Genomic DNA, 24,552 nt, shown 5'->3' on the forward strand with positions numbered 1-24,552 from the left:
GGCAAAAACCGGTGGTTATAATGCGCCGCTTTGCGACCGGCCAGGCGTTCGTGCCGCGCATTCCCAGGTAACAGGTAGGTGTATGGACAGCATTAACAAGCGTATCGCCGAAGAGCTCGGTGTCCTCCCGCAACAGGTCGCCGCGGCCGTGGCCCTGCTCGACGAAGGCTCCACCGTGCCCTTCATCGCGCGCTACCGCAAGGAAGTCACCGGCAGCCTCGACGACACCCAGCTGCGCAACCTGGAAGAGCGCCTGCGCTACCTGCGCGAACTCGACGAGCGCCGCGCCAGCATCCTCGCCAGCATCGAGGAACAGGGCAAGCTGACCCCCGAGCTGGCCCGCGAGATCAACCTCGCCGACACCAAGACCCGCCTCGAAGACCTCTACCTGCCGTACAAGCAGAAGCGCCGCACCAAGGGCCAGATCGCCCTGGAAGCCGGCCTCGGCGAACTGGCGGACGGCCTGTTCAACGACCCGAGCCTGAACCCGGACAGCGAAGCCGCGCGCTTCGTCGACGCCGAAAAAGGCTTCGCCGATGTGAAGGCCGTGCTCGAAGGCGCCAAGTACATCCTCATGGAGCGCTTCGCCGAAGACGCCACCCTGCTGGAGCGCCTGCGCGTGTTCCTCAAGGACAACGCCACCCTCAGCGCCCGCGTGGTTGCCGGCAAGGAAGCGGAAGGCGCCAAGTTCAGCGACTACTTCGAGCACGACGAACCGCTGAAAAGCGTGCCGTCGCACCGCGCCCTGGCGATCTTCCGCGGGCGCAACGAAGGCATCCTCGGCAGCACCCTGAAGGTCGGTGACGAAGCACCCGGCACCATGCACCCGTGCGAAGTGATGATCGGCGAGCGCTTCGCCATCGACAACCGCGGTCGCGCGGCGGACAAGTGGCTGGGCGAAGTGGTGCGCTGGACCTGGAAGGTCAAGCTCTACACCCACCTGGAAACCGACCTGCTCGGCGAACTGCGTGAGAAGAGCGAGGAAGACGCCATCGGCGTGTTCGCCCGCAACCTGCATGACCTGCTGCTCGCCGCACCGGCCGGCCCGCGCGCCACCCTCGGCCTCGACCCGGGCCTGCGCACCGGCTGCAAGGTCGCCGTGGTCGATGCCACCGGCAAGCTGCTCGACACCGCCACCGTCTACCCGCACGTGCCGCACAATCGCTGGGACGAAACCCTGGCCGTTCTCGGCAAGCTGTGCGCCAAGCACAACGTCGACCTGATCGCCATCGGCAACGGCACCGCCAGCCGCGAGACCGACAAACTGGCCATCGACCTGATCAAGCTGCTGCCGACCCTGAAGATGACCAAGATCATGGTCAGCGAAGCCGGCGCCTCGGTGTACTCGGCCTCGGAGCTGGCGGCCAAGGAATTCCCCGACCTCGACGTCTCGCTGCGTGGCGCGGTATCCATCGCCCGCCGCCTGCAGGACCCGCTGGCCGAGCTGGTGAAGATCGACCCGAAATCCATCGGCGTCGGCCAGTACCAGCACGACGTCTCGCAGCTCAAGCTGGCGCGTAGCCTGGATGCCGTGGTCGAGGACTGCGTGAACGCCGTCGGCGTCGACGTCAACACCGCCTCGGTGGCGCTGCTGGCACGCATCTCCGGCCTCAACACCACGCTGGCGCAGAACATCGTCGCCCACCGTGACGCCCACGGCGCATTCAAGACCCGCGACGCGCTCAAGCAGGTGCCACGCCTGGGCGAGAAGACCTACGTGCTGGCCGCCGGTTTCCTGCGCGTGATGAACGGCGACAACCCGCTCGACGCCTCCGCCGTGCACCCGGAAACCTACCCGCTGGTGCAGCGCATCGCCGCCGATACCGGCCGCGACATCCGCTCGCTGCTGGGCGACTCGGCTTTCCTCAAGCGTCTCGACCCCAAGCAGTTCACCGACGAACAGTTCGGCCTGCCGACCGTCACCGACATCCTCAAGGAACTCGACAAGCCGGCCCGCGACCCGCGTCCGGAATTCAAGACCGCCGAGTTCCAGGAAGGCGTCGAGACGCTCAAGGACCTGCAGCCGGGCATGGTCCTCGAAGGCGTGGTGACCAACGTCACCAACTTCGGCGCCTTCGTCGACATCGGCGTGCACCAGGACGGTCTGGTGCACATCAGCGCGCTGTCGGAAAAGTTCGTCAAGGACCCGTACGAAGTGGTCAAGGCCGGCGACATCGTCAAGGTCAAGGTCATGGAAGTGGACATCCCGCGTAACCGCGTCGGCCTGTCCATGCGCATGAGCGACACCCCGGGCGAGAAGGTCGAAGGCGCCCGTGGCGGTGCCCGCAACGGGGGTGGCCAGAACCGCGGTGGCAACGCCCCGCGCAGCGAGCGCCACTCGAGCCAGGACAAGCCGGCGCCGAGCAATGCCGGCATGGCCTCGCTGTTCGCCAACGCCAAGCAGCTGAGGAAGTGAGCCGATGAGCCAGGATTCCCGCGTCGGCAGCGACAGCAACTTCAGCCAACTGCTCGGCATGACCATCGTCAAGGCCGCCGACGGCGAGAGCGAGATCCGCATGGGCATGCAAGAGCAGCTGCTCAACCTGCACGGCAAGATGCACGGCGGGGCGATCTTCTCGCTGCTCGACACCGCCCTCGGCCAGGCCAGCCACAGCCTGTTCGACGGCCGTGCCGGCAGCGTCACCCTGGAGTGCAAGATCAACTACATCCGCGGCGTCAGCGAGGGCGAAATCGTCGCCCGCGCCAAGGTGGTCAACGCCGGGCGCAAGGTCCACGTACTGGAAGCCCAGGTGCATCAGGGCGAGAAGCTCGTGGCCATGGCCCAGGCCACATTCGCCGTGCTCTGAGCCACAGCGAGGGGCCTGCTCCCCTCATCCTTTCGGGCATTGCGTCGGCCTTTTCGCTGGCGCATTCTGCCTCTCCACGGTCAGGCGACGATGCCGGTCCTTGCGTTCGACTTGTAGACCGACCGATCCACCCCCATATAGGGGCGACCGTCGAGTGAAGGAATGACAATCTTGAGCGAGCTTTTCTCCCGCCGCCTGGCCCTGCTCGGCACCGGCCCTGCCCTGTCCCTGCTGACCCAGAGCCTGCATGGCATCGAGCGTGAATGCCTGCGCGTCACCGCAGATGGCGAACTGGCGCAGAGCGACCATCCGCTCGCCCTCGGCTCCGCGCTGACCAACCCGCAGATCACCACGGACTATTCCGAAGCGCTGCTCGAGTTCATCACCCCGGCCGAAGCGGATGCCGCGCAGACCCTCGCCGACCTCGACCGCATCCACCGCTTCGCCTACAGCAAGCTGGCGCAGGACGACGAGTACCTCTGGAGCCCGTCGATGCCCGGCCCGCTGCCGGACGAAGCGGACATCCCGATCGCCCGCTACGGCAGCTCCAACATCGGCAAGCTCAAGCACGTCTATCGCAAGGGCCTGGCCCTGCGCTACGGCAAGACCATGCAGTGCATCGCCGGCATACACTACAACTTCAGCCTGGCGGAAAGCCTCTGGCCGCTGCTGCAGGAACTGGAAGGCGACCATGGCAGCGCGCGTGATTTCCAGTCCACCCGCTACATCGCCCTGACGCGCAACTTCCGCCGCTACAGCTGGCTGCTGATGTACCTGTTCGGCGCCTCGCCAGCGCTCGACAAAAGCTTCCTGCGCGGTCGCCCGCACCAGCTGCAGCAGCTCGACGACAGCACCCTGTACCTGCCCTACGCCACCAGCCTGCGCATGAGCGACCTGGGCTACCAGAACAATGCCCAGGCCGGCCTCACGCCCTGCTACAACGACCTGGCCAGCTACACCGAGAGCCTGCGCCAGGCGGTCTCGACCCCCTATGCGCCGTACGCCGAGGTCGGCACCAAGCAGGATGGCGAGTGGGTGCAGCTCAACACCAACGTGCTGCAAATCGAAAACGAGTACTACTCGAACATCCGCCCCAAGCGTGTGACCTATTCCGGCGAGCGCCCGATCCAGGCCCTGATCGCCCGCGGCGTGCAGTACGTGGAAGTGCGCTGCCTGGACATCAACCCTTACCTGCCACTGGGCATCGACCTCGACGAAGCGCGTTTCCTCGATGTCTTCGTGCTGTTCTGCGCCCTGCAGGACAGCCCGCTGCTGGATGGCGATGAGTGCAGCGGCTGCACCGACAACTTCCTCACCACGGTCAAGGAAGGCCGCCGTCCGGGCCTGCAACTGTGCCGCAACGGACAACCCATCGAGCTGAAAACCTGGGCCACCGAGCTGCTGCAGGCATTCGCGCCGATTGCCGCGCTGCTCGACCGCGCCCACGGCGGCGAGAGCTTCCAACAGGCCCTGCAGCAACAACAGGGCAAGGTCGACGATGCCAGCCTGACACCGTCGGCGCAGGTACTCGCCGAGCTGCAGGCACGCGGCGAAAGCTTCCGCGACTTCGCCATGCGCTACAGCCGGGCGCACGCCGAGGCCTTCAAGGCGCGGCCGCTCAGCGAAACCGAGCAGCACGCGTTCGAAGAGCTGGCTCGGCAATCACTGGCCGAACAGGCGGAACTGGAAAGCGCCGAGCCCGGCGACTTCGACACCTTCGTCGCCGCCTACCAGGCCAGCATTCTCGGCCTCAGCGTGTGAAATCAACGGGCTAGCGAACGGGTTGTGCGTTTAGGGCAACCCGTCACAAAACCGTCAATCACACCGTTCGGCGCTGACCAGTGGCCTTCCGCAGTGACCTGCAGCGGTCTAGCCTGACGGAAATCCCGTAATGGCCGCGCCCATGACGCCCCCTGACGACCACGCTGAAGACTGGAGCCTGGAAAGCCTGAACAAGGCCTACCAGCAAGGCTACATGGCCGGCCTCACCGGCCAGCCGCAGCATCAGCAACCCTACCCCGCCGAAGTACTCGCCGCCGCCTGGGAGGCGGGCTGGGACGACGGCAACGAACAATTCGCCCTGCACAAGCGCCGCAGCGCCTGATCCTCCGCCGACTCCTTCTGCCCTCGCCGTAGGGTGCGCCGTGCGCACCACGATGCCCATGCGCTGTCTCTGTTGCGCACAGCGCACCCTACGAGTGGCACCCGCTCTTCCTCATAAAGCCAATTCAGCGTCTTCTTGAATATCGTCGCCGAGCATCCGCAGCTCGTAGGTGGATGACGCTCAGCTCATCCAGCGGCACAGTGCCCGATTCGTGACCCCGCCTACGAATGCAGCGAAGGCAGCTACAGCGCCTTCTCGAAGATCTTCGAGTTGCGCTGGTAGTTGTACAGCGAGGCCCGTGCCGCCGGCAGGCGCTCGACGCCGCTGGGGCCGAAGCCGCGTTCCTGAAACCAGTGCGCGGTGCGCGTGGTGAGCACGAACAGGGTCTTCAGGCCCTTGGCGCGGGCGCGCTCCTCGATACGTTCGAGCAGCTCGTCACCCCGGCCACCGTGGCGGTAATCCGGGTTCACCGCCAAGCAGGCCAGCTCGCCCGAGTCGGAGTCGGCGATCTGGTACAGCGCCGCGCAGGCGATGATCAGGCCGTCGCGCTCGACGATGCTGAACTGCTCGATCTCGCGTTCCAGCACTTCACGCGAACGGCGCACGAGGATGCCCTGATCCTCCAGTGGGGTGATCAGGTCGATCAGCCCGCCGACGTCCTCGATGGTCGCCTCACGCAGCGATTCGAACTGCTCCTGGTCGACCAGCGTGCCGCCACCGTCACGGGTGAACAGCTCGGTGAGCAGCGCGCCGTCATCGGTGTAGCTGACGATATGGCTGCGCTTGACCCCACTGCGGCAGGCCTGGGCCGCGGCGTCGAGCAATTCGCCCTGGTAGCTGCTGCCGAGCCGGGCCAGGTGCGCGGGCACCTGCTGCGGGCGCAGTTCGCGCACCAGCTTGCCCGCATCGTCGAGCAGGCCACGCTCGGCGCTGAACAGCAGCAGCTTGTCGGCCTGCAGGTCGATGGCCGCGCGCGTGGCGACGTCCTCGCAGGCCAGGTTGAAGATCTCGCCGGTGGGCGAATAGCCGAGCGACGACAGCAGCACGATGCTGCGCTCGTCGAGCTGGCGGCTGATGCCCTTGCGGTCGACCCGACGCACCTCACCGGTGTGGTGGTAGTCGATGCCGTCGACCACGCCGATCGGCCGCGCAGTGACGAAATTGCCGCCGGTCACGCGTAGCCGCGAGCCCTGCATCGGCGAAGCGGCCATGTCCATCGACAGGCGTGCTTCGATGGCGATGCGCAACTGGCCGACAGCATCGATCACGCACTCCAGGGTCGGCCCGTCGGTGATGCGCATGTCGCGGTGGTAGTGCGGCGTCAGCCCGCGCGCCGCCAGGCGCGCTTCGATCTGTGGGCGCGAACCGTGCACCAGTACCAGGCGCACACCGAGGCTGTGCAGCAGCACCAGGTCGTGGACGATATTGCCGAAATTCGGGTGTTCAACGCCTTCGCCGGGCAGCATCACCACGAAGGTGCAGTCCCGGTGGGCGTTGATATAGGGCGAGGCGTGGCGAAGCCAGTTGACGTAGTCGTGCATGAAAGAAGCCTGTCGAGCGTGACGAAACGAACGGTGCGGACACCGGTAAAAGGAGGCGCGTGGCGCCGGATGGGTGATCGACCGCATCCCTGCCCCGGAACGGGGGAAGTCGGTTTAGCGTCGTCGCAGCAACATCAGGGTCCCCTTTGTGGGTCATTCACAGGCAGTAGTGTTGGATCAGCTGGCGCAGGATGCGCAGCATCGGGTCGATCCGCGCCAGCTCGAGGAACTCGCCGGGCTGGTGGGCGCAGTCGATGTCGCCCGGGCCGAGCACGATGGTCTCGCAACCGAGCTGCTGAAGATAAGGCGCTTCGGTGCCGAATGCCACCGACTGTGCCGCATGCCCGGTGAGGCGCTCGGCCAGGCGCACCAGCTCACTGTCGGCGCGCTGCTCGAAGGGCGGCACGTTGGCGAACAGCGGGGCGAAGTCGATCTTGACCTGATGCCGTTCTGCCAGCGGTTGCAGCCGCGTGCGGATCGCCGCGCGCAGTTGCTCCGGGTCCATGCCCGGCAGCGGGCGCAGGTCGAACTCCAGCGAGCACTGGCCACAGATGCGGTTGGGGTTGTCGCCACCGTGGATGCAGCCGAGGTTGAGGGTCGGCTGCGGCACACTGAACTGCGGGTTGCTGAATTCACGCTGCCATTGCGCGCGCAGGCCACGCAACTCGCCGATGGCGTCGTGCATGGCCTCGAGGGCGCTATGGCCGAGGCTCGGGTCGGAAGAGTGGCCGCTCTGCCCGAGGATGTCGATGCGCTCCATCATCACGCCCTTGTGCAGGCGCACCGGTTTCAGGCCGGTCGGCTCGCCGATCACCGCGGCGCGCCCCAGCGGCCGCCCGGCATCGGCCAGGGCGCGGGCGCCGGACATCGAGCTTTCCTCGTCGCAGGTGGCGAGGATCAGCAGCGGCTGCTTGAACGGTTGGTCGATCAAGCCGCGCACGGCTTCGATCACCAGCGGGAAGAAACCCTTCATGTCGCACACGCCGAGACCGACCCAGCGATCAGCGGATTCGTTCAGGCGCAGCGGGTCGCTCTGCCACAGCGCGGCATCGAACGGCACGGTGTCGCTGTGCCCGGCCAAAACCAGGCCACCGGGGCCGCTGCCGTAGGTCGCCAGCAGGTTGGCCTTACCCGGCTCGACGGTCTGGATCTCGCAGCTGAAGCCAAGGTCGGTCAGCCAGCTGGCGAGCAGGTCGATCACCGGGCGGTTGGACTGGTCCCAGTGCGGCTGGGTGCAACTCACCGAAGGCGTGGCGATCAGCGCGGCAAACTGGTCCTTGAGTGACGGCAAAGGCATCGCTGTTCTCCCGTATTGGCCCCCATCATAGAGCCATGGGCGACCCCGTTGAAACCGTGGCGCGGCGCAGCGGCGCCAGGTCCTGTAAACTCGCCGGTTCTGGCAGCGACCCGCGCTGCGTCCCGAATGCGCCATTCCCATGCCAAAAGAAACCGAAATCAAGCTGCGCGCCAGCCGCGAAACCCTCGCCGCCCTGCGTGATCACCCGCTGCTGAAGAAGCGCAACAAGTCCGGCTGGTCCCAGCACGAGCTGCTCAATCAGTACTACGACAGCGTCGATCGCCAGCTTGCTGCAGCCAAGGTCGCGCTGCGCGTGCGCCGCGATGGCGAACAGTTCATCCAGACATTGAAGAGTCGCGGCCAGAGCGTCGCCGGCCTGTCCGAGCGCAACGAGTGGGACTGGCAACTGCCGAAAGCCAAGCTGGACCCGAAGAAACTCACCGACGAGTGCTGGCCGACCGCGCTGGCTGACTTCGACAAGAAGCAGCTGCAGCCGATCTTCACCACCGATTTCGTCCGCCAGAAAGCCGAGATTGCCTGGGGCCGCGGCAAGGCCAAGGTGGTGATCGAGGCCGCGCTGGACCTGGGCAAGGTGGTCGCCGGCGAAGGCGAGGAAGAAATCTGCGAGCTGGAACTGGAGCTGCGTGAGGGCGAGCCGGCCGCGCTGCTGGAACTGGCCGCCGAGCTGGCCGCCGACCTGCCGCTGATGCCCTGCGACATCAGCAAGGCCGAGCGCGGTTACCGCCTGTTCGACGCCAACAGCTACAGCGTCAGCCTGCCGGCACCGGAGCTGACCGCCGAGCAGAGCCTGGACGACGCCGTCGCCGCGCTCGGCTGGCACCTGCTGGGCAGCAGCCAGCGCCTGGCCGAGCAGTACCGCTTCAATGGCCACTGGCGCTTGCTGGTCGACTGGCTGCAGCAGTTGATCGACCTGCGCGCTCTGCTCAGCAGCCTCGGCCAGGCCGCGCCGCGCGCCTGCAGCCATGAGCTGCGCGAACTGCTCGACGCCCTGCTCGCCGACTGGCGCCCACGCGTGCTCGCCGGGCGTGACAACGACAGCCTGCGGCAGAACGCGCCGGCCCTGTTTGCCGCCGAACTGCACGGCACCCGCTGGGGCCTGTTCTCGCTAAAGCTATCGATCTGGCTGCTCAACCGCAGCTGGACGGTTGAGCGCAACAACCGCGGCAACCGCCAGGGCGCCGCCCTGCTTGGCAACTGGCTGCCGCATCTGCTCGGCGAAGAGGCCAAGGGCCTGCAGCTGACGCGCTACCAGCAACAGCCGGAAGACCTCGCCGAGCAGCTGCCGCGTCTTGAGCGCGTGCTGGTCTGGCTGCGCCTGGCGCGCAACGCCGCCGAATTGGTCGAGGCCGACCGCCTGTACGGTGAGCTGAGCAAACTCGGTGGGCTGATGACCCAGCCACTCGAGCAAAGCCTCGATGCACGCCTGGAGCAACTGGCCACGCTGATCAGCAGCAAGAGCTGGAAAGCGCTGAAGTAACCCACGCACGCCTGTGGTCGATCCTGTATCGGCCACAGGCCGTGCGGCGCAATGCTGGAGCGCCGATCGCTTCACAAATCCGAGTATCCGCTCAGCAACGGGCGCATCTGCTGCGCGGCATGCAGCCGCAACGCTTCGCCTGCGCGGCGGGATCGGGCATCCTAGGACGGGTCGAAGAAGGGATCGAGGAGAACCATGAGTGCTTTAGCATCGTCCACTGCGGATCGCTGGCTGGACCTCAACGACATCCTGCGCGAGCTGATCGCCCAGGGCCGCATCTCCCAGGAAAGCGCCGAACAGTGCCTGGTCCTGCGCCGCGCCTCCTCCAATGCGCAGATGCACCCCCTGGAGTTTCTCGCCGCGCAGCAGGTCGACGACCTCATGCGCCCGGGCAAGAAGCTCGACCTCGAAGGCCTCACTGTCTGGCTGGCCCATGAAGCCGGGCAGCCCTACCTGCGCATCGACCCACTGAAGATCGACGTGGCCGCCGTGACCCCGGTGATGTCCTACGCCTTCGCCCAGCGCCACAAGATCCTCGCCGTCGCGGTCGACAGCGAGGCGGTAACCATCGCCAGCACGCAACCCTTCGTGCACGCCTGGGAAAGCAATCTGACCCACGTGCTCAAGCGCCCGATCAAGCGCGTGGTGGTCAACCCGGTCGACCTGCAACGCTTCACCACCGAGTTCTATCGCCTGGCCCGCTCGGTCACCGGGGCCAACGCCTCGGACCAGAAGCTCAGCAACGTCGGCAACTTCGAGCAGCTGCTCAGCCTTGGCGCCAGCGACCAGGAACCCGACGCCAACGACGCGCACATCGTCAACATCGTCGACTGGCTGTTCCAGTACGCCTACCAGCAACGCGCCAGCGACATCCACATCGAACCGCGCCGCGAGCAGGGCAGCGTGCGCTTTCGCATCGACGGCGTGTTGCACACCGTCTACCAGTTCCCGCCCCAGGTGACGATGGCCATCGTCAGCCGCCTGAAGACCCTCGGGCGGATGAACGTCGCCGAGAAGCGCAAGCCCCAGGACGGCCGGATCAAGACCAAGACCCCGGACGGCGGCGAAGTCGAGCTGCGTCTGTCGACCCTGCCCACCGCCTTCGGCGAAAAGATGGTGATGCGGATCTTCGACCCGGAAGTGCTGCTCAAGAGCTTCGACCAGCTCGGTTTCTCCCAAGACGACCTGCGTCGCTGGCAGAGCATGACCGGCCAGCCCAACGGCATCATCCTGGTCACCGGCCCGACCGGCTCGGGCAAGACCACCACGCTGTACACCACGCTCAAGCAGCTGGCGACCAGCGAGGTGAACGTCTGCACCATCGAGGACCCGATCGAGATGATCGAGGGTGCCTTCAACCAGATGCAGGTGCAGCACAACATCGACCTGACTTTCGCCAGCGGCGTACGCGCGCTGATGCGCCAGGACCCGGACATCATCATGGTCGGCGAGATCCGCGACCTGGAAACCGCCGAGATGGCGATCCAGGCGGCGCTGACCGGCCACCTGGTGCTGTCGACCCTGCACACCAACGACGCGCCGAGTGCCATCACCCGCCTGCTCGAACTGGGCGTGCCGCACTACCTGCTCAAGGCCACCCTGCTCGGCGTCATGGCCCAGCGCCTGGTGCGCACGCTGTGTCCGCACTGCAAGGAACCGGTGCAGATCGCCGAAGAGGACTGGCAGACCCTGACCAAGCCCTGGAGCTCGCCGCCGCCCGCCCAGGCGCACCGCGCCGTCGGCTGCCTGGAGTGCCGTGATACCGGCTACCGTGGCCGCGCCGGGGTGTACGAAATCATGCTGCTCAACGACGGCATCAAGCCGCTGATCACCGCCGACACCGACCTGATCGCGCTGCGCCGCCAGGCCTTCAAGGAAGGCATGCGCAGCCTGCGCCTGTCCGGCGCGCAGAAGGTCGCGGCGGGCCAGACCACCATCGAGGAAGTGCTGCGGGTGACACCGCAGAGCGAACAGAAGTAAGCATCATGGCGGGCCCGCACGGGCGCGCAGAGAGTGCGCACGATGCCCCTTGCGGGTAACACGCCGTACGGCGTTCTTACCGTGAGCAGCGGTCGATGGCATCATGCCCGCCCCTGCACACCGGACCGCGTTGCCATGCCCCTGCGTCGCCTTACCTTCACTGCCCTCGCCCTGCTGCCCCTGCCGCTGTTCGCCGCCCCTCCTCTGGAACTCGACGAGGTACATATCGAGGAACGCACTACGGATACTCAGGTGCAGGCCGAGGAAGCCATGCGCCAGGTACCGGGCGGCAGCAACCTGATCGACGCAGAGAGCATCACGCAGGCCCGCACCAGCACGATGCAGGATGTACTGGCCTACCAGCCCGGCATCTACGCGCAGTCGGCTGGCAACGAGGGGATTCGCCTGTCGATTCGTGGTTCAGGGATCAACCGTGGCTCCGGCGGCCACGGCTCGGGGACCTTCGTTCTGCTCGACGGCCTGGCCCTCAGCGGTCCCGGCGGCACGCCCTACGAACTGCAGGAACCGCTGTGGATCGAACGCGCCGAAGTGCTGCGCGGTGCCAACGGTCTGGCCAAGGGTGCCCTGGCACTGGGTGGTGCCGTGGACCTGATCACCCCCACCGGCCTGACCGCCGCGCCGCTGACCCTGCGCTACGAGGCCGGCAGCTACGGCTGGCGCAAGCGCCACGTCAGCAGTGGCGGGCACAACGAGCAGGCCGACTACTTCGTCGCGCTGACCGACTCCGATTACGACGGTTACCAGGACCACGCATCCGGCAGCAGCCAGGGCGTGATGGCGAACTTCGGCTACCGCTTCAACGCCCAGCTGGAGACACGCTTCTACCTGCGCTACCGCGAGACCGACCATGAAACACCCGGCCGCCTGACCCTGGAGCAGATCAAGCACCATCCGCGCATGGCCAACCCGACATTCGTCGCACGCGACTCCAGCCGCCCGCAGCATGGCAGCACCTGGCTGGCCAACAAGACCACCTGGCGCTTCGACGACGGCGCACTGCTCGAGGCCGGCCTGGCGTATCACGACTACCCGATGGACCTGCACGAAAGCGTCAACCGGGTGAAGCTGGCCTACAGCGATGTCAGCACCTCGCTGCGCTACAGCAAGCCGCACCAGCTGTTCGGCCGTAACAGCCAGAGCAGCGTGGCCCTGCGCGCCACCGCCTTCCTGCCACACAGCGGTGCCTCCGAATACGTGCGCATCGCCGGCACCTACCCGGAAGGGACCCACACCCGCGACTACGAACACAACGGCTCGGACTCGGTCCTGCAGTTCAGCAACGACCTGGAGCTGATTCCCGACCTCTGGCTATCCAGCGGCCTGGCACTGATCTACACCCGCCGCGAAGTGCAGGTGACCTACCCCGACGGTGGCGAACCGCTCAGCCTGAGCACCTGGGATTACGCACCGCACCTGGGCCTGCGCTATCAGCTGAGCCCCGAGCTGCAACTGTTCGGCAACCTCAGCCGCTCGGTCGAAGCCCCTCACGCCTGGTCGATGCTCTGGGGTTCCAACGACAAGTTCCCGGCCGGCAGCGGCCCTGCCACCGGGATGATTCGCACCCCGGTGGAGCTGGAGAACCAGACCGCCACCACCCTGGAGCTGGGCGGCCGTGGCGATTCCATCGTCGGCACCTGGGACCTGAGTTACTACTACTCGCTGGTGCGCCACGAACTGCTCACGGTCGAACTGACAGACGGCCCGACCATCTACAACGCCGAATCCAACGCCAGCCCGACCGTTCACCAGGGCATCGAGGCCGGTCTGCTGAGCACCCTCTGGCAAGGCCGCAGCGGCCTGCTGTCGCTGCGCCAGGCCTACACCTTCAGCGACTTCCACTACCGCGATGACGACGTCTTCGGCGACAACCGCCTGCCGGGGCTACCGCAGCACTATTACCAGGCCGAACTACGCTTCCAGCGCCCGGACGGCTGGTTCCTCGCGCTCAACACCCAGCTCGCCTCGCGCGTCGCCGTCGACTACGCCAACAGCCGCCATGCCGGTAGCTACAAGGTCTTCGGCGCCAGCGCCGGCTATCACGCGGACGACTGGCAAGGCTGGCTGGAGCTGCGCAACCTGACCGGCGAACGCTATGCCGCGACCATCACCCCCGGCTACAACGACCAGGGCCGCGACATGGCCCGCGCCACACCGGGAGAAAGCTTCGGCGTTTACAGCGGCCTGAGCTACAGCTGGCGCTGAGGACCTGGTGCAGGCAGACGGCTGCCAGTTTGCCGGGCAAACCTTATAGAATCCCGATACACAGGTACGTTTACTTCCAACAAGGACTCCGCACATGGAAATCGGCAGCGTCATCTTTCTCTTCGTCGGCCTCGCAGTGGCCATCGTGTTCATGGGCTTCAAGGTCGTGCCGCAGGGCTACGAGTGGACGGTGGAGCGCTTCGGTCGCTACACCAACACGCTGAAGCCGGGGCTGAACATCATCGTGCCGGTGATGGACAAGATCGGCCGCAAGCTCAACGTCATGGAAAGCGTGCTGGACATCCCGCCGCAGGAAGTCATCACCGCCGACAACGCCACGGTGCAGATCGACGCCATCTGCTTCTTCCAGATCATCAACTCGGCGCAGGCCGCCTACGAGGTCAACAACCTCGAGCACGCCATCCGCAACCTGGTGATGACCAATATCCGCACCGTACTCGGCTCCATGGAGCTGGACGCCATGCTCGGCCAGCGCGACGCGATCAACGAACGCCTGCTCAAGACCGTCGACGAAGCCACCGCGCCCTGGGGCATCAAGATCACCCGCATCGAGATCAAGGACATCAGCCCGCCCGCCGACCTGATGGCCGCCATGTCCGGGCAGATGAAAGCCGAGCGGATCAAGCGCGCACAGATTCTCGAAGCCGAAGGCCAGCGCGCCGCGGCGATCCTCACCGCCGAAGGGCAGAAGCAGGGCGACATCCTCAAGGCCGAGGGCCAGCGCGCCGCCGCGTTCCTCGAAGCCGAAGCCCGCGAGCGCGCCGCCCAGGCCGAAGCCGAGGCCACGCGCATGGTCTCCGAGGCGATCGCCGCGGGTAACGTGCAGGCGGTCAACTACTTCGTCGCGCAGAAGTACATCGAGGCCCTGGGCAACCTGGCCAGCGCCAGCAACAGCAAGGTGATCCTCATGCCGCTGGAAGCCAGCCAGGTGATCGGCGCGGTCGGCGGTATCGGCGAGATCGTCAAGGCCACCTTCGCCCCCGGCGACAAGAAAGCATGATCGCGTATCTGCAACACCTGTCCTTCTGGGACTGGCTGGCGTTCGGCACCGTGCTGCTGATCTTCGAGGTGTTCGGCGCTGGCGGCTACCTGCTGTGGATCGGCGTGGCCGCCGCCTGCGTCGGCGTGCTCACCTACCTGTTCCCGGAGCTGCCGTGGGTCTGGCAGTTCTTCCTGTTCGGCGTGCTCTCGGTGCTTACCGCGGTGTTCTGGTGGCAGCGCCAGCGCAGCGCCGGCAAGGCCTCGACACAGCCGGGTCTGAACCAGCGTGGCCAGGAATTCATCGGGCGCAGCTTCATCCTGCACGAGGCCATCATCGACGGCCGCGGCAAGATCAAGGCCGGTGACAGCCTGTGGCTGGTCACCGGGCCGGATCTGCCGGCCGGCAGTTCGATCAAGGTAATCGGCCAGGATGGCGTGCTGCTGCGCGTGGAAGCCAGCTAGGCTGTAGCCATTCCACTTGCCGAGGGCACAGGGATGGCACGGCTGACGATACTGCTGTTCACCCTGGCGCTGCTCGGCGGCTGCCAGCTGTTCGAGCTGGAGCGGCAGATGCAGGCCGCGCGGCAGGAGCTGGTGCTGGTGCCCGGCCACCTGCGCGCCAGCGCCGCCAACCGCCCGGCGCTGATCGCCCTGCTCGACGCCCAGGACAAACCGGTTGCCTACCGCATCGTCGCCCCCGGCGAGTCGTTCTACTTCAACGTCGCGCCGGCCAGCTACCAGCTGCTGGCCTTCGACGACGGCAACGGCAACTTCATCCTCGACACCGACGAGCCGCGCCACTGGCAACCCCAGGCGCGCAGCGTGCCGCTGGCCACCCAGCCGGATGCGTCAACCCGTGAACGGCTGATGCAGCACAACCCTCTGAGCCTGGCCAGCGACGACCTGGCACCTGCGCCCGCGCTCGACCTGAGCATGGCGGTGCTCTACCGCGAGCATCCGCGCCTGCGCAGCAACTACCTGCAGCAGGTCGACCTCGACGACCCGCGCTTCGCCCCGCCCCAGGTCAGCCTCGGCGCCTGGCAGCCGCTGACCTTCATCCGCGAGATCGGCTACGGCTTCTACCTGCTGGCGCCCTGGGATGCGCAGAAGGAGCCGGTGTTCCTGGTGCACGGGATCAACTCCTCGCCGGATGTCTGGCGCGAGCTGGTCGACAGCTTCGACCCGCAGCGCTTCCAGCTGGTGCTGTTCCATTACCCCAGTGGCGTGCCGCTGAACAACAGCGCCTACATGCTCAGCGAGGGCATCCGCGATATCCAGCTGCGTCACGCGCCGAAGCGCTTCCACGTGTTCGCCCACAGCATGGGCGGGCTGGTGGCACGGCGCGCCGTGCAGCTGCTGGCGAGCAGCGACGCAACCACGCGGCAATGCCTGTTCTTTACCCTGTCCACGCCCTGGGGCGGGCACCCTTCCGCCGCCACCGGTATCGCCCATGCCCCGGTGGTAGTCCCGGTGTGGCGCGACATGGCGCCCGGCAGCCCGTTCCTGCAGGCGCTGTTCGCCACCCCGCTGCCAGCGCACATCGACCAGTGGCAACTGGTCAGCTATGGCAACAACAGCCGCCTGATCACCCAGCCCAACGACGGTGTGGTGCCGCTGGCTAGCGAGCTGCGGGCGGTGGCTCAGGACGAAGCCAACCACCTCTATCTGCTCACCGACAGCCACACCGGCATCCTGCGCAGCAGCCGCAGCAAGGAACTGGTGCGCCGCGCCCTGGACAGACTGGGCGAAGAAGGGTGTCGCTCGCACTAACGCCCCATCCGCGGCCAGCACCTGCCATGCAGGGCATTTCGCGGGAACTCCGGGCGCCCGCCCGGCCTCCATAGTTCTAGAACGGCTTGATCTGCGAGACCTGCCCGTTCCAGGAAACTTCGTTCGAGGGCGCCCGTACCCGGCAATCCCGCCGCAGGCCACCGCGCCCCAGGACATACGTTCAGGAGCCACTGCCATGCGTCGATCCCTCACCTGCGTCACCCTCGGGCTGCTCTGCCTTTCCGCCGGCCAGGCAATGGCCGACGACACCTTGCGCCAAGTCCTCTCGTCCGGGGCGACCACCGCCTCGACCTATGTGACGTTCAAGGACAACAAACTGATCGTCGCCGCCCAGGACGACGCCGGCGCCTACATCGCCAGCGGCGGCGAGATCCGCGGCTCGTACCTGGAAGCCGCCATGCAGCGCGTGCGCAGCGACAACCCCGGCCTGCAGGCCAGTGACGCAGAGTTGGCTCAGGCCATCCTGATCGCCGAGCCGGATGTAGCCGCTCGCTAGCAGCACCCGGTGATTCGGCGGTACGCACGGCGCACCCTAGAGCCGGCGCCGGCCTGATCGCCAGGCACAAAAAAGCCGCCCGAAGGCGGCTTTTTCATGCCCACGACATCACTCGCGGTAGTCGTCCATCGGCACGCACGCACAGAACAGGTTGCGGTCGCCGAACACGTTGTCGACGCGGTTCACCGCTGGCCAGTACTTGTGCGCACGGGTGTGCGCGGACGGGGTGACGGCTTGCTCGATGCTGTACGGGCGCTCCCAGACGCCGGTCACGTCGGCCAGGGTGTGCGGCGCACGCTTGAGCGGGTTGTCCTCGGCCGGCCACTCGCCCGCGGCCACCTTGGCGATCTCGGCACGGATGCTGAGCATGGCGCCGATGAAGCGATCCAGCTCTTCCTTGGACTCGCTCTCGGTCGGCTCGATCATCAGCGTGCCCGGCACCGGGAAGCTCATGGTCGGCGCGTGGAAGCCGTAGTCCATCAGGCGCTTGGCCACGTCTTCCTCGCTGATCCCGGTTTCCGCCTTGAGCGGGCGCAGGTCGAGGATGCACTCGTGGGCGACGCGATCGTTGCGCCCGGTGTAGAGCACCGGGAAGGCGCCGGTCAGCTGGCTGGCCAGGTAGTTGGCGTTGAGGATCGCCACTTCGGTAGCGTCGGCCAGTTGCGGGCCCATCATGGCGATGTACATCCAGCTGATCGGCAGGATGCTCGCGCTGCCCCAGGGCGCGGCGCTGACCGCGGTGTTCTGCGGGTTCGGGCCCTGCAGCTCGATCACCGGGTGGTTGGCGACGAAGGGCGCCAGGTGCGCCTTGACGCCGATCGGGCCCATGCCCGGGCCGCCGCCGCCGTGCGGGATGCAGAAGGTCTTGTGCAGGTTCATGTGCGACACGTCGGCACCGATGTCGGCCGGACGCGCCAGGCCGACCTGGGCGTTGAGGTTGGCGCCATCCATGTACACCTGGCCGCCGTGCGCATGCACCACGTCGCAGATTTCGCGGATGCCTTCCTCGTACACGCCGTGGGTCGACGGGTAGGTGATCATCAGGCAGGACAGCTTGTCACCAGCCTCGGCCGCCTTGGCCTTGAGGTCGGCGAGGTCAACGTTGCCGGCGCTGTCGCAGTCGACCACCACCACGCGCATGCTCAGCATCTGCGCCGACGCCGGGTTGGTGCCGTGGGCGGACGCCGGGATCAGGCAGATGTCGCGGTGCTCGTCGCCGCGGCTCTGGTGGTACTTGCGGATCGCCAGCAGGCCGGCGTACTCGCCCTGGGCGCCCGAGTTAGGCTGGGTGCAGATGGCGTCGAAACCGGTGATGGCGCGCAGCCATGCTTCCAGCTCGTCGATCATCAGCGTGTAGCCCTGGGCCTGTTCGACCGGCACGAAGGGGTGCAGGCTGGCGAATTCCGGCCAGGTGATCGGGATCATCTCGCTGGTGGCGTTGAGCTTCATGGTGCAGGAGCCCAGCGGGATCATCGACTGGTTCAGCGCCAGGTCCTTGTTCTCCAGGCGCTTGAGGTAACGCAGCATCGCGGTTTCGCTGTGGTGCGTGTTGAACACCGGGTGGGTCAGGTAGGCGGAGCTGCGCTGCAGGTCGGCCGGGATGCCCGACGGCACGTCACCGGCGTCCAGTTCATCAACGCTCAGGCCGTGGTCGGCGCCGAGGAAGATGCTCAGCAGCTGCTCGACGGTCTGCGCGGTACAGGTTTCGTCCAGGCTGACGCCGAGCTTGCCGCGACCGAGGATGCGCAGGTTGATGCGCGCGGCCTTGGCCGACTCGATGATCGCGCTCTGCGCGCCACCGACTTCCAGGGTCAGGGTGTCGAAGAAGTGCTGGTTGTCGCGCTTGAGGCCCTTCTGCGCCAGGCCGGCGGCCAGCAGCGCGGTGAGGCGGTGCACGCGCTGGGCGATCTGCTTCAGGCCCTGCGGGCCGTGGTAGACGGCGTAGCAGCTGGCGATGTTGGCCAGCAGCACCTGCGAGGTGCAGATGTTGGAGTTGGCCTTCTCGCGGCGGATGTGCTGCTCGCGGGTCTGCAGCGCCATGCGCAGCGCGGTGTTGCCGCGGGCGTCCTTGGACACGCCGATGATACGGCCGGGCATGGCGCGCTTGTAGGCGTCGCTGGTGGCGAAGAATGCCGCGTGCGGGCCGCCGTAGCCCATCGGCACGCCGAAGCGCTGGGCCGAGCCGAACACCACATCGGCGCCCAGCTCACCCGGCGGGGTCAGCAGCAGCAGCGAGAGCAGGTCGGCGGCGACGCAGGCCAGGGCGTTCTGTGCGTGCAGGGCGGCAATGATCGGACGCAGGTCGCGGATCTCGCCGTGGGTGTCCGGGTACTGCAGCAGCGCACCGAATACCTGGTGCTGACTCAGCTCGTCGAGCGGGCCGACCACCACCTCGAGGCCGAAGCCTTCGGCGCGGGTCTGCACCACGGAGATGGTCTGCGGGTGGCAGTTCTCGTCGACGAAGAACAGGTTGCTCTTCGACTTGGCGACGCGCTTGGCCAGGCCCATGGCCTCACCGGCGGCAGTGGCTTCGTCGAGCAGCGAGGCGCTGGCGAGGTCGAGGCCGGTGAGGTCGATGGTCAGCTGCTGGAAGTTCAGCAGCGCCTCCAGACGGCCCTGGGCGATTTCCGGCTGGTACGGGGTGTACGCGGTGTACCAGCCCGGGTTTTCCAGCACGTTGCGCAGGATCACCGCCGGGGTCAGGGTGCCGTGGTAGCCCATGCCGATCAGGCTGGTCCACTGCTGGTTCTGCTCGGCATAGCCCTTGAGCTTGGCCAGTGCGCCCTGCTCGTCCAGCGCAACCGGCAGCTCCAGCGCGCCATTGAGGCGGATGGACGGCGGCACGGTCTGCACGATCAGCTCGGCGCGATCGGCAACGCCGAGGCTGGCGAGCATGGCCTGCTGTTCCGCGTCATCCGGGCCAAGGTGGCGACGGAGGAAGGCATCGGACTGGTGCAACTGGGCAAGACGGGGCGTCTGGGACATGGTGTGGCTCTCGGAAAATGACAGAGCCTCGACGGGTCGAGGCTCGCTATCAGGGCTGGTCATCGACCTGCTCTGACCAAGGGATCTTAGAAGCTGTTCAACGTCTCGCGAGCCAGGGGCATGCGCAGTAAACGTTGAACCGGTTCTTACGCATCGGCGCTGGCGGCCTCGTAGGCGGCAGCGTCGAGCAGCTTGTCGAGGTCGGCGGCGTTGGCCGGTTGCAGCTTGAAGAACCAGGCGGCGTAGGGTTCGCCGTTGACCTGCTCGGGGCTGTCGGTCAGCGCGTCGTTGACGGCGATCACTTCACCGGCAATCGGCGCGTAGATGTCCGATGCGGCCTTGACCGACTCCACCACCCCGGCTTCCTGGCCGGCGGCGAGGGTTTTGCCGACTTCCGGCAGTTCGACATAGACCACGTCGCCCAAGGCTTCCTGGGCATGGTCGCTGATGCCGACGGTCACGGTGCCGTCTGCTTCGAGGCGGGCCCATTCGTGGCTGGCGGCGTAACGCAGATCGGCGGGGATAGTGCTCATCAAGATGTCCTCAGGATCGTTTGGCGGAAAACCCGCCTGGAAAATTTAGCAGTTCATAGCCGGTTGCGATTTAGCGAGCTAGAGCCAGGCAAGGCGGCAGCGAGTGAAGAAGCGCAGTTTACTAGTGTAAATGAGCATTCTGATCTCGCTGCCAACGCCGCATGGCCGACGCACAGCAAATCGCAGTGTCAGATTACCGCTTTGCCGTTGCGCACGAAGTTGGCCTGAACCACGCGCACCGGGTACCACTTGCCGCGGATTTCCACTTCGGCGCGGTCGCCAGTGGCCGCCGGCACGCGAGCCAGGGCGATGGATTTGCCCAGGGTTGGCGAGAAGCTGCCACTGGTGATTTCGCCTTCGCCGACACCATCGACGCGCACCACCTGATGGGCACGCAGCACGCCGCGTTCTTCCAGCACCAGGCCGACCAGCTTCGGCTGGTCGCCGGCGGCACGCTGAGTTTCCAGCGCCGAGCGGCCGATGAAGTCACGCGAGGCCGGTTCCCAGACGATGGTCCAGGCCATGTTGGCGGCCAGCGGGGACACATCATCGGTCATGTCCTGGCCGTACAGGTTCATCCCGGCTTCCAGGCGCAGGGTGTCGCGCGCGCCGAGGCCGATCGGGGCGATGCCGGCGCCGACCAGTTCGCTGAGGAAGGCCGCGGCCTGCTCGGCCGGCAGCATGATTTCCAGGCCGTCTTCACCGGTGTAGCCGGTACGGGCAATGAACCAGTCGCCTTCCGGCAGGCCCTGGAATACCTTGAGTTCGCGGATGATCGCAGCACGCGCGGAGCTGACCAGCTCGGCGGTCTTGGCGCGGGCCTGCGGGCCCTGGATGGCGAGCATGGCCAGTTCCGGGCGCTCGCTCAGGGTGACGTCGAAGCCGGCGGTGTGCGCCTGCATCCAGGCCAGGTCCTTGTCACGGGTGGCGGCGTTGACCACCACGCGGTAGCCCCAGTCGGTGAGGTAGACGATGAGGTCGTCGACCACGCCGCCGCGCTCGTTGAGCATGCCGCTGTAGAGGGCCTTGCCCGGGGTTTTCAGGCGATCCACGTCGTTGGCCAGCAGGTACTGCAGCCAGGCCTTCGCCTGGGGGCCGGTGACATCGACGACGGTCATGTGGGAAACGTCGAACACGCCGCAGTCGCGACGCACCTGATGGTGCTCCTCGACCTGCGAGCCGTAATGCAGCGGCATGTCCCAGCCACCGAAGTCGACCATCTTGGCACCCAGTGCCAGATGCTGTTCGTACAGAGGGGTACGCTGTCCCATGGAAAACTCCTTGCGCTAGACGCCCGCCCCGCGCTGGCCGTGGCCTGCAGCGGTGCGGGATACGTGTTCGGGCTGCCGTGGCAGGCGCGCATTGTAGCCCCGCGCGCCGCAACTGGACACCTCGTCAGGTCAATGTCCGGGCTGGCGCGCCGAACGGCGGATCAGGCCAATCACCGGCAGCAGGCCGACCAGCACCAGGGTCAGCGCCGGCAGGGCGGCACGGGCCCATTCGCCCTCGCTGGTCATCTCGAAAATGCGCACGGACAGGGTGTCCCAGCCGAACGGACGCATCAGCAGGGTGGCGGGCATTTCCTTGAGTACATCGACAAACACCAGCAGCGCGGCGGACAGCGCACCGGGCACCAGCAGCGGCAGGTAGACGCGGAAGAACAACCGCGGGCCGCCAACACCAAGGCTGCGCGAGGCCTCCGGCAGCGACGGGCGGATGCGCGCCAGGCCGTTTTCCAGCGGGCCATAGGCCACCGCCATGAAGCGCACCAGATAGGCCAGCAGCAGCGCCGCCAGGCTGCCCAGCAGCAGGGGCTTGCCGGCACCGCCGAACCAGGTCGACAGGGGGATCACCAGCTCGCGGTCAAGCCAGCTGAAGGCCAGCATGATCGCCACCGCCAGCACCGAGCCGGGCAAGGCGTAGCCGAGGTTGGCCAGGCTCACGGCCGAACGCACCGGGCGGGTCGGCGCCAGGCGCCGGGCGAAGGCCAGCAGCAAGGCCACCGCCACGGTGATCAGCGCCGCCAGGGCACCGAGCGACAGGGTGTGCAGGATCAGCCCGGCGTAGCGCTCGTCGAGGTCGAAACGCCCGCGCTGCCAGAACCACGTCAGCAGCTGCAGCAGCGGAATGACGAACGCACAGACGAACACCAGGCCGCACCAGCCGCTGGCCGCCGCCGCCTTCCAGCCGCGCAGGTGGTACAGCGCCTGGCCGCGCGGGCGCTCGTTGGCCGGGCGGCTGGCACCGCGCGCGCGGCGCTCGCCATAGAGCACCAGCATCACCGCGAGCAGCAGCAGGCTGGCCAGCTGGGTGGCGCTGGAAAGGCTGTAGAAGCCGTACCAGGTCTTGTAGATAGCCGTGGTGAAGGTGTCGAAGTTGAACACCGCCACGGCACCGAAATCGGCCAGGGTCTCCATGATCGCCAACGCCAGACCGGCGCCGATGGCCGGGCGCGCCATCGGCAAGGCCACGCGCCAGAACGCCTGCCACGGCGACTGGCCAAGCACCCGCGCCGCCTCCATCAGGCCTTTGCCCTGGGCCAGGAAGGCACTGCGTGCGAGCAGGTAAACGTAGGGGTAGAACACCAGCACCAGTACGACTATCACCCCGCCGGTGGAGCGTACGCGGGGGAAGCGCAGGTTCAGGCCGAGCACCTCGCGAAACAGGCTCTGCAGCGGGCCGGAGAAATCGAACAGGCCGATGAAGACGAAGGCCAGCACGTAGGCAGGAATGGCGAACGGCAGCATCAGCGCCCAGTCCAGCCAGCGCCGCCCGGGGAATTCGCAGAGGCTGGTGAGCCAGGCCAGGCTGACCCCGAGGCCGACCACGCCGACAGAAACGCCGAGCACCAGCACCAGCGTGTTGCCGATCAGGCGCGGCATCTGCGTATCCCACAGGTGTGCCCAGATGTCCCGGTCGATCTCGTGCCAGGACAGCAGCAGCACGGACAGCGGCAACAGCACCAGCGCAGCAATGGCAAAGGCGATGGGGTACCAGCGGCGTTGGGCAGGGTGGGCCACGCAGACTCCTTGGCGGTGGAAACGAAACGCCCCGGACAGGCCGGGGCGTCGAGTATATAAGGCTCAACCTATCCTACGAGCGCGGTGCCTAAACCGGAGGGTGTAAACCGCGCAGCGTTTTCCACCGATTGGCACCGTAGTCGTCAACCGGTGGATGGTCATATGCCATCCACCCTACGCACGCTCCACTCGACTTAGTTCCAGCCGGCGCGGTCCATCAGCTTGATCGCTTCGGCCTGGCGCTTGCCGGCGACTTCCACCGGCAGACTGTCGGCCTTGAAGCTGCCCCAGGCGGCCACTTCCGCGGACGGCTTGACCTGCGGGTTGGCCGGGAATTCCTGGTTGATCTCGGCGAACAGGCTCTGCGCCTCCGGGGTGGTCATCCACTCCAGCAGCTTCTTCGCCGCCTCGGCGTTTGGAGCATGCTGGGTCAGGCCGGCGCCGGACAGGTTGACGTGCACGCCACGGTCATCCTGGTTCGGCCAGAACAGCTTGGCCCGCAGCGCCGGGTTGGCCTTGTGCAGACGCCCGTAGTAGTAGGTGTTGACGATACCGACGTCGCACTGGCCGGCATCCACGGCGAGCACCACCGCGTTGTCATCGGCGAACACGTCGGTGGCCAGGTTATTCACCCAGCCCTTGACGATCTGCTCGGCCTTGGCGGCGCCGTGGGTCTCGATCAGAGTGGCGGTCAGCGACTGGTTGTAGACCTTCTTGCTGGTGCGCAGGCACAGACGGCCTTCCCAGTTGGCATCGGCCAAGGCCTCGTAGGTGGTCAGCTCGCCCGGTTGCACGCGCTCGGTGGAGTAGACGATGGTCCGCGCGCGCAGCGACAGGCCGGTCCAGGCATGCGTGCTGGAGCGGTATTGCGCGGGGATGTTGGCGTCGATGGCCGGCGAGGTGAAGGGCTGCAGGATGCCCATCTGCTCGGCCTGCCAGAGGTTGCCGGCGTCGACCGTGATCAGCAGGTCGGCCACGCCGTTCTCACCCTCGGCCTTGATGCGCTGCATCAGCGGCGCTTCCTTGTCGGTGATGAACTTGACCGTGACCCCGGTCTTGGCGGTGTAGGCATCGAACACCGGCTTGATCAGCTCGTCGATGCGCGAGGAGTAGACCACCACCTCGTCGGCAGCGTGTACGGAAGTGGCCGCGACGCTCAGCGTCAGTGCCGCGAGGAGGAATTTGCTGGCGCGCATGGACAGAACTCTCTGGGTGGCAGAAAGCGCCAAATGATAGTCAACCTCAACTGCGGCTTGTGCAGCTTTCTATATCCAA

General features: G+C 66.7%; 18 protein-coding genes. 11 read left to right on the plus strand and 7 right to left on the minus strand.

What is annotated here, in order from left to right:
- Nucleotides 1-82: 82 nt before the first annotated feature.
- The 4 genes from IB229_RS08525 to rmf all read left to right on the plus strand — a co-directional run bounded on the left by IB229_RS08525 (nucleotide 83) and on the right by rmf (nucleotide 4,911).
- The gene (locus IB229_RS08525) at nucleotides 83-2,416 is read left to right on the plus strand and encodes a Tex family protein (RefSeq protein ID WP_192326939.1); all 2,334 of its coding nucleotides are present in this window, start codon (nucleotides 83-85) and stop codon (nucleotides 2,414-2,416) included.
- 4 nt (nucleotides 2,417-2,420) lie between these two features.
- The gene (locus tag IB229_RS08530; RefSeq protein ID WP_192326942.1) at nucleotides 2,421-2,807 is read left to right on the plus strand and encodes a PaaI family thioesterase; all 387 of its coding nucleotides are present in this window, start codon (nucleotides 2,421-2,423) and stop codon (nucleotides 2,805-2,807) included.
- A gap of 171 nt (nucleotides 2,808-2,978) precedes the next feature.
- On the plus strand, nucleotides 2,979-4,568 hold the full coding sequence (gshA, locus tag IB229_RS08535; RefSeq protein WP_192326945.1) for a glutamate--cysteine ligase: 1,590 nt from the start codon (nucleotides 2,979-2,981) through the stop codon (nucleotides 4,566-4,568).
- Nucleotides 4,569-4,710: 142 nt separating this feature from the next.
- Nucleotides 4,711-4,911: a ribosome modulation factor gene (rmf, locus tag IB229_RS08540; RefSeq protein WP_192326947.1), complete on the plus strand. Its 201-nt coding sequence runs from the start codon at nucleotides 4,711-4,713 to the stop codon at nucleotides 4,909-4,911.
- A gap of 242 nt (nucleotides 4,912-5,153) precedes the next feature.
- Here rmf and argA read toward each other — a convergent pair whose 3' ends face one another.
- Together argA and argE are read right to left on the minus strand one after the other, a co-directional pair.
- A complete protein-coding gene (argA, locus tag IB229_RS08545; RefSeq protein WP_192326950.1) occupies nucleotides 5,154-6,452 on the minus strand; it encodes an amino-acid N-acetyltransferase in 1,299 nt (432 codons plus the stop codon).
- Nucleotides 6,453-6,609: 157 nt separating this feature from the next.
- Nucleotides 6,610-7,749, minus strand: coding sequence for an acetylornithine deacetylase (gene argE / locus IB229_RS08550; protein ID WP_192326952.1), 1,140 nt, complete (start codon nucleotides 7,747-7,749; stop codon nucleotides 6,610-6,612).
- 139 nt (nucleotides 7,750-7,888) lie between these two features.
- On the opposite strand from argE, the gene IB229_RS08555 reads away from it, so the two are divergent.
- From IB229_RS08555 to IB229_RS08585, 7 genes are all read left to right on the plus strand, one after another.
- Complete coding sequence (locus tag IB229_RS08555) at nucleotides 7,889-9,247, plus strand: inorganic triphosphatase (RefSeq protein WP_192326955.1); 1,359 nt, start codon at nucleotides 7,889-7,891, stop codon at nucleotides 9,245-9,247.
- A gap of 195 nt (nucleotides 9,248-9,442) precedes the next feature.
- Complete coding sequence (locus IB229_RS08560; protein WP_192326958.1) at nucleotides 9,443-11,227, plus strand: GspE/PulE family protein; 1,785 nt, start codon at nucleotides 9,443-9,445, stop codon at nucleotides 11,225-11,227.
- A 135-nt stretch (nucleotides 11,228-11,362) separates the two neighbouring features.
- Entirely contained in the window at nucleotides 11,363-13,450 is a 2,088-nt protein-coding gene (locus IB229_RS08565; protein ID WP_192326961.1) for a TonB-dependent receptor family protein, read from the plus strand.
- Nucleotides 13,451-13,544: 94 nt separating this feature from the next.
- Nucleotides 13,545-14,471, plus strand: coding sequence for an SPFH domain-containing protein (locus IB229_RS08570; protein WP_192326964.1), 927 nt, complete (start codon nucleotides 13,545-13,547; stop codon nucleotides 14,469-14,471).
- Entirely contained in the window at nucleotides 14,468-14,914 is a 447-nt protein-coding gene (locus tag IB229_RS08575) for an NfeD family protein (protein ID WP_192326967.1), read from the plus strand. Before IB229_RS08570 ends, IB229_RS08575 begins: the two co-directional genes overlap by 4 nt.
- Before the next feature lie 33 nt (nucleotides 14,915-14,947).
- Nucleotides 14,948-16,222: an esterase/lipase family protein gene (locus IB229_RS08580; protein WP_192326970.1), complete on the plus strand. Its 1,275-nt coding sequence runs from the start codon at nucleotides 14,948-14,950 to the stop codon at nucleotides 16,220-16,222.
- A gap of 196 nt (nucleotides 16,223-16,418) precedes the next feature.
- The gene (locus IB229_RS08585; protein ID WP_192326973.1) at nucleotides 16,419-16,739 is read left to right on the plus strand and encodes a DUF2388 domain-containing protein; all 321 of its coding nucleotides are present in this window, start codon (nucleotides 16,419-16,421) and stop codon (nucleotides 16,737-16,739) included.
- Nucleotides 16,740-16,847: 108 nt separating this feature from the next.
- Here the strand turns inward: IB229_RS08585 and gcvP are convergent, their stop codons facing one another.
- The 5 genes from gcvP to IB229_RS08610 all read right to left on the minus strand — a co-directional run bounded on the left by gcvP (nucleotide 16,848) and on the right by IB229_RS08610 (nucleotide 24,473).
- Nucleotides 16,848-19,724 carry an aminomethyl-transferring glycine dehydrogenase gene (gcvP, locus tag IB229_RS08590; RefSeq protein WP_192326976.1) on the minus strand — a complete coding sequence of 959 codons (2,877 nt, stop codon included), beginning with the start codon at nucleotides 19,722-19,724 and terminating at the stop codon, nucleotides 16,848-16,850.
- A 146-nt stretch (nucleotides 19,725-19,870) separates the two neighbouring features.
- The gene (gene gcvH / locus IB229_RS08595) at nucleotides 19,871-20,257 is read right to left on the minus strand and encodes a glycine cleavage system protein GcvH (protein ID WP_192326979.1); all 387 of its coding nucleotides are present in this window, start codon (nucleotides 20,255-20,257) and stop codon (nucleotides 19,871-19,873) included.
- Nucleotides 20,258-20,445: 188 nt separating this feature from the next.
- Nucleotides 20,446-21,528 (minus strand): glycine cleavage system aminomethyltransferase GcvT, encoded by a 1,083-nt coding sequence (gene gcvT, locus IB229_RS08600; RefSeq protein WP_192326982.1) that lies wholly within the window; start codon nucleotides 21,526-21,528, stop codon nucleotides 20,446-20,448.
- Nucleotides 21,529-21,657: 129 nt separating this feature from the next.
- On the minus strand, nucleotides 21,658-23,277 hold the full coding sequence (locus tag IB229_RS08605) for an ABC transporter permease (RefSeq protein WP_192326985.1): 1,620 nt from the start codon (nucleotides 23,275-23,277) through the stop codon (nucleotides 21,658-21,660).
- Between the two features lie 194 nt (nucleotides 23,278-23,471).
- Entirely contained in the window at nucleotides 23,472-24,473 is a 1,002-nt protein-coding gene (locus IB229_RS08610) for an extracellular solute-binding protein (protein ID WP_192326988.1), read from the minus strand.
- Nucleotides 24,474-24,552 lie beyond the last annotated feature (79 nt).

This window comes from Pseudomonas sp. PDM14 (assembly GCF_014851905.1).
GTDB lineage: Bacteria > Pseudomonadota > Gammaproteobacteria > Pseudomonadales > Pseudomonadaceae > Aquipseudomonas.

Bases quoted from the DNA above. Each gene is read 5' to 3' on its own strand.
- IB229_RS08525 (WP_192326939.1), top strand. From the start codon at position 83: ATGGACAGCATTAACAAGCGTATCGCCGAAGAGCTCGGTGTCCTCCCG.
- IB229_RS08530 (WP_192326942.1), top strand. From the start codon at position 2,421: ATGAGCCAGGATTCCCGCGTCGGCAGCGACAGCAACTTCAGCCAACTG.
- rmf (WP_192326947.1), top strand. From the start codon at position 4,711: ATGACGCCCCCTGACGACCACGCTGAAGACTGGAGCCTGGAAAGCCTG.
- argA (WP_192326950.1), bottom strand. From the start codon at position 6,452: ATGCACGACTACGTCAACTGGCTTCGCCACGCCTCGCCCTATATCAAC.
- argE (WP_192326952.1), bottom strand. From the start codon at position 7,749: ATGCCTTTGCCGTCACTCAAGGACCAGTTTGCCGCGCTGATCGCCACG.
- IB229_RS08555 (WP_192326955.1), top strand. From the start codon at position 7,889: ATGCCAAAAGAAACCGAAATCAAGCTGCGCGCCAGCCGCGAAACCCTC.
- IB229_RS08560 (WP_192326958.1), top strand. From the start codon at position 9,443: ATGAGTGCTTTAGCATCGTCCACTGCGGATCGCTGGCTGGACCTCAAC.
- IB229_RS08565 (WP_192326961.1), top strand. From the start codon at position 11,363: ATGCCCCTGCGTCGCCTTACCTTCACTGCCCTCGCCCTGCTGCCCCTG.
- IB229_RS08570 (WP_192326964.1), top strand. From the start codon at position 13,545: ATGGAAATCGGCAGCGTCATCTTTCTCTTCGTCGGCCTCGCAGTGGCC.
- IB229_RS08575 (WP_192326967.1), top strand. From the start codon at position 14,468: ATGATCGCGTATCTGCAACACCTGTCCTTCTGGGACTGGCTGGCGTTC.
- IB229_RS08580 (WP_192326970.1), top strand. From the start codon at position 14,948: ATGGCACGGCTGACGATACTGCTGTTCACCCTGGCGCTGCTCGGCGGC.
- IB229_RS08585 (WP_192326973.1), top strand. From the start codon at position 16,419: ATGCGTCGATCCCTCACCTGCGTCACCCTCGGGCTGCTCTGCCTTTCC.
- gcvP (WP_192326976.1), bottom strand. From the start codon at position 19,724: ATGTCCCAGACGCCCCGTCTTGCCCAGTTGCACCAGTCCGATGCCTTC.
- gcvH (WP_192326979.1), bottom strand. From the start codon at position 20,257: ATGAGCACTATCCCCGCCGATCTGCGTTACGCCGCCAGCCACGAATGG.
- gcvT (WP_192326982.1), bottom strand. From the start codon at position 21,528: ATGGGACAGCGTACCCCTCTGTACGAACAGCATCTGGCACTGGGTGCC.
- IB229_RS08610 (WP_192326988.1), bottom strand. From the start codon at position 24,473: ATGCGCGCCAGCAAATTCCTCCTCGCGGCACTGACGCTGAGCGTCGCG.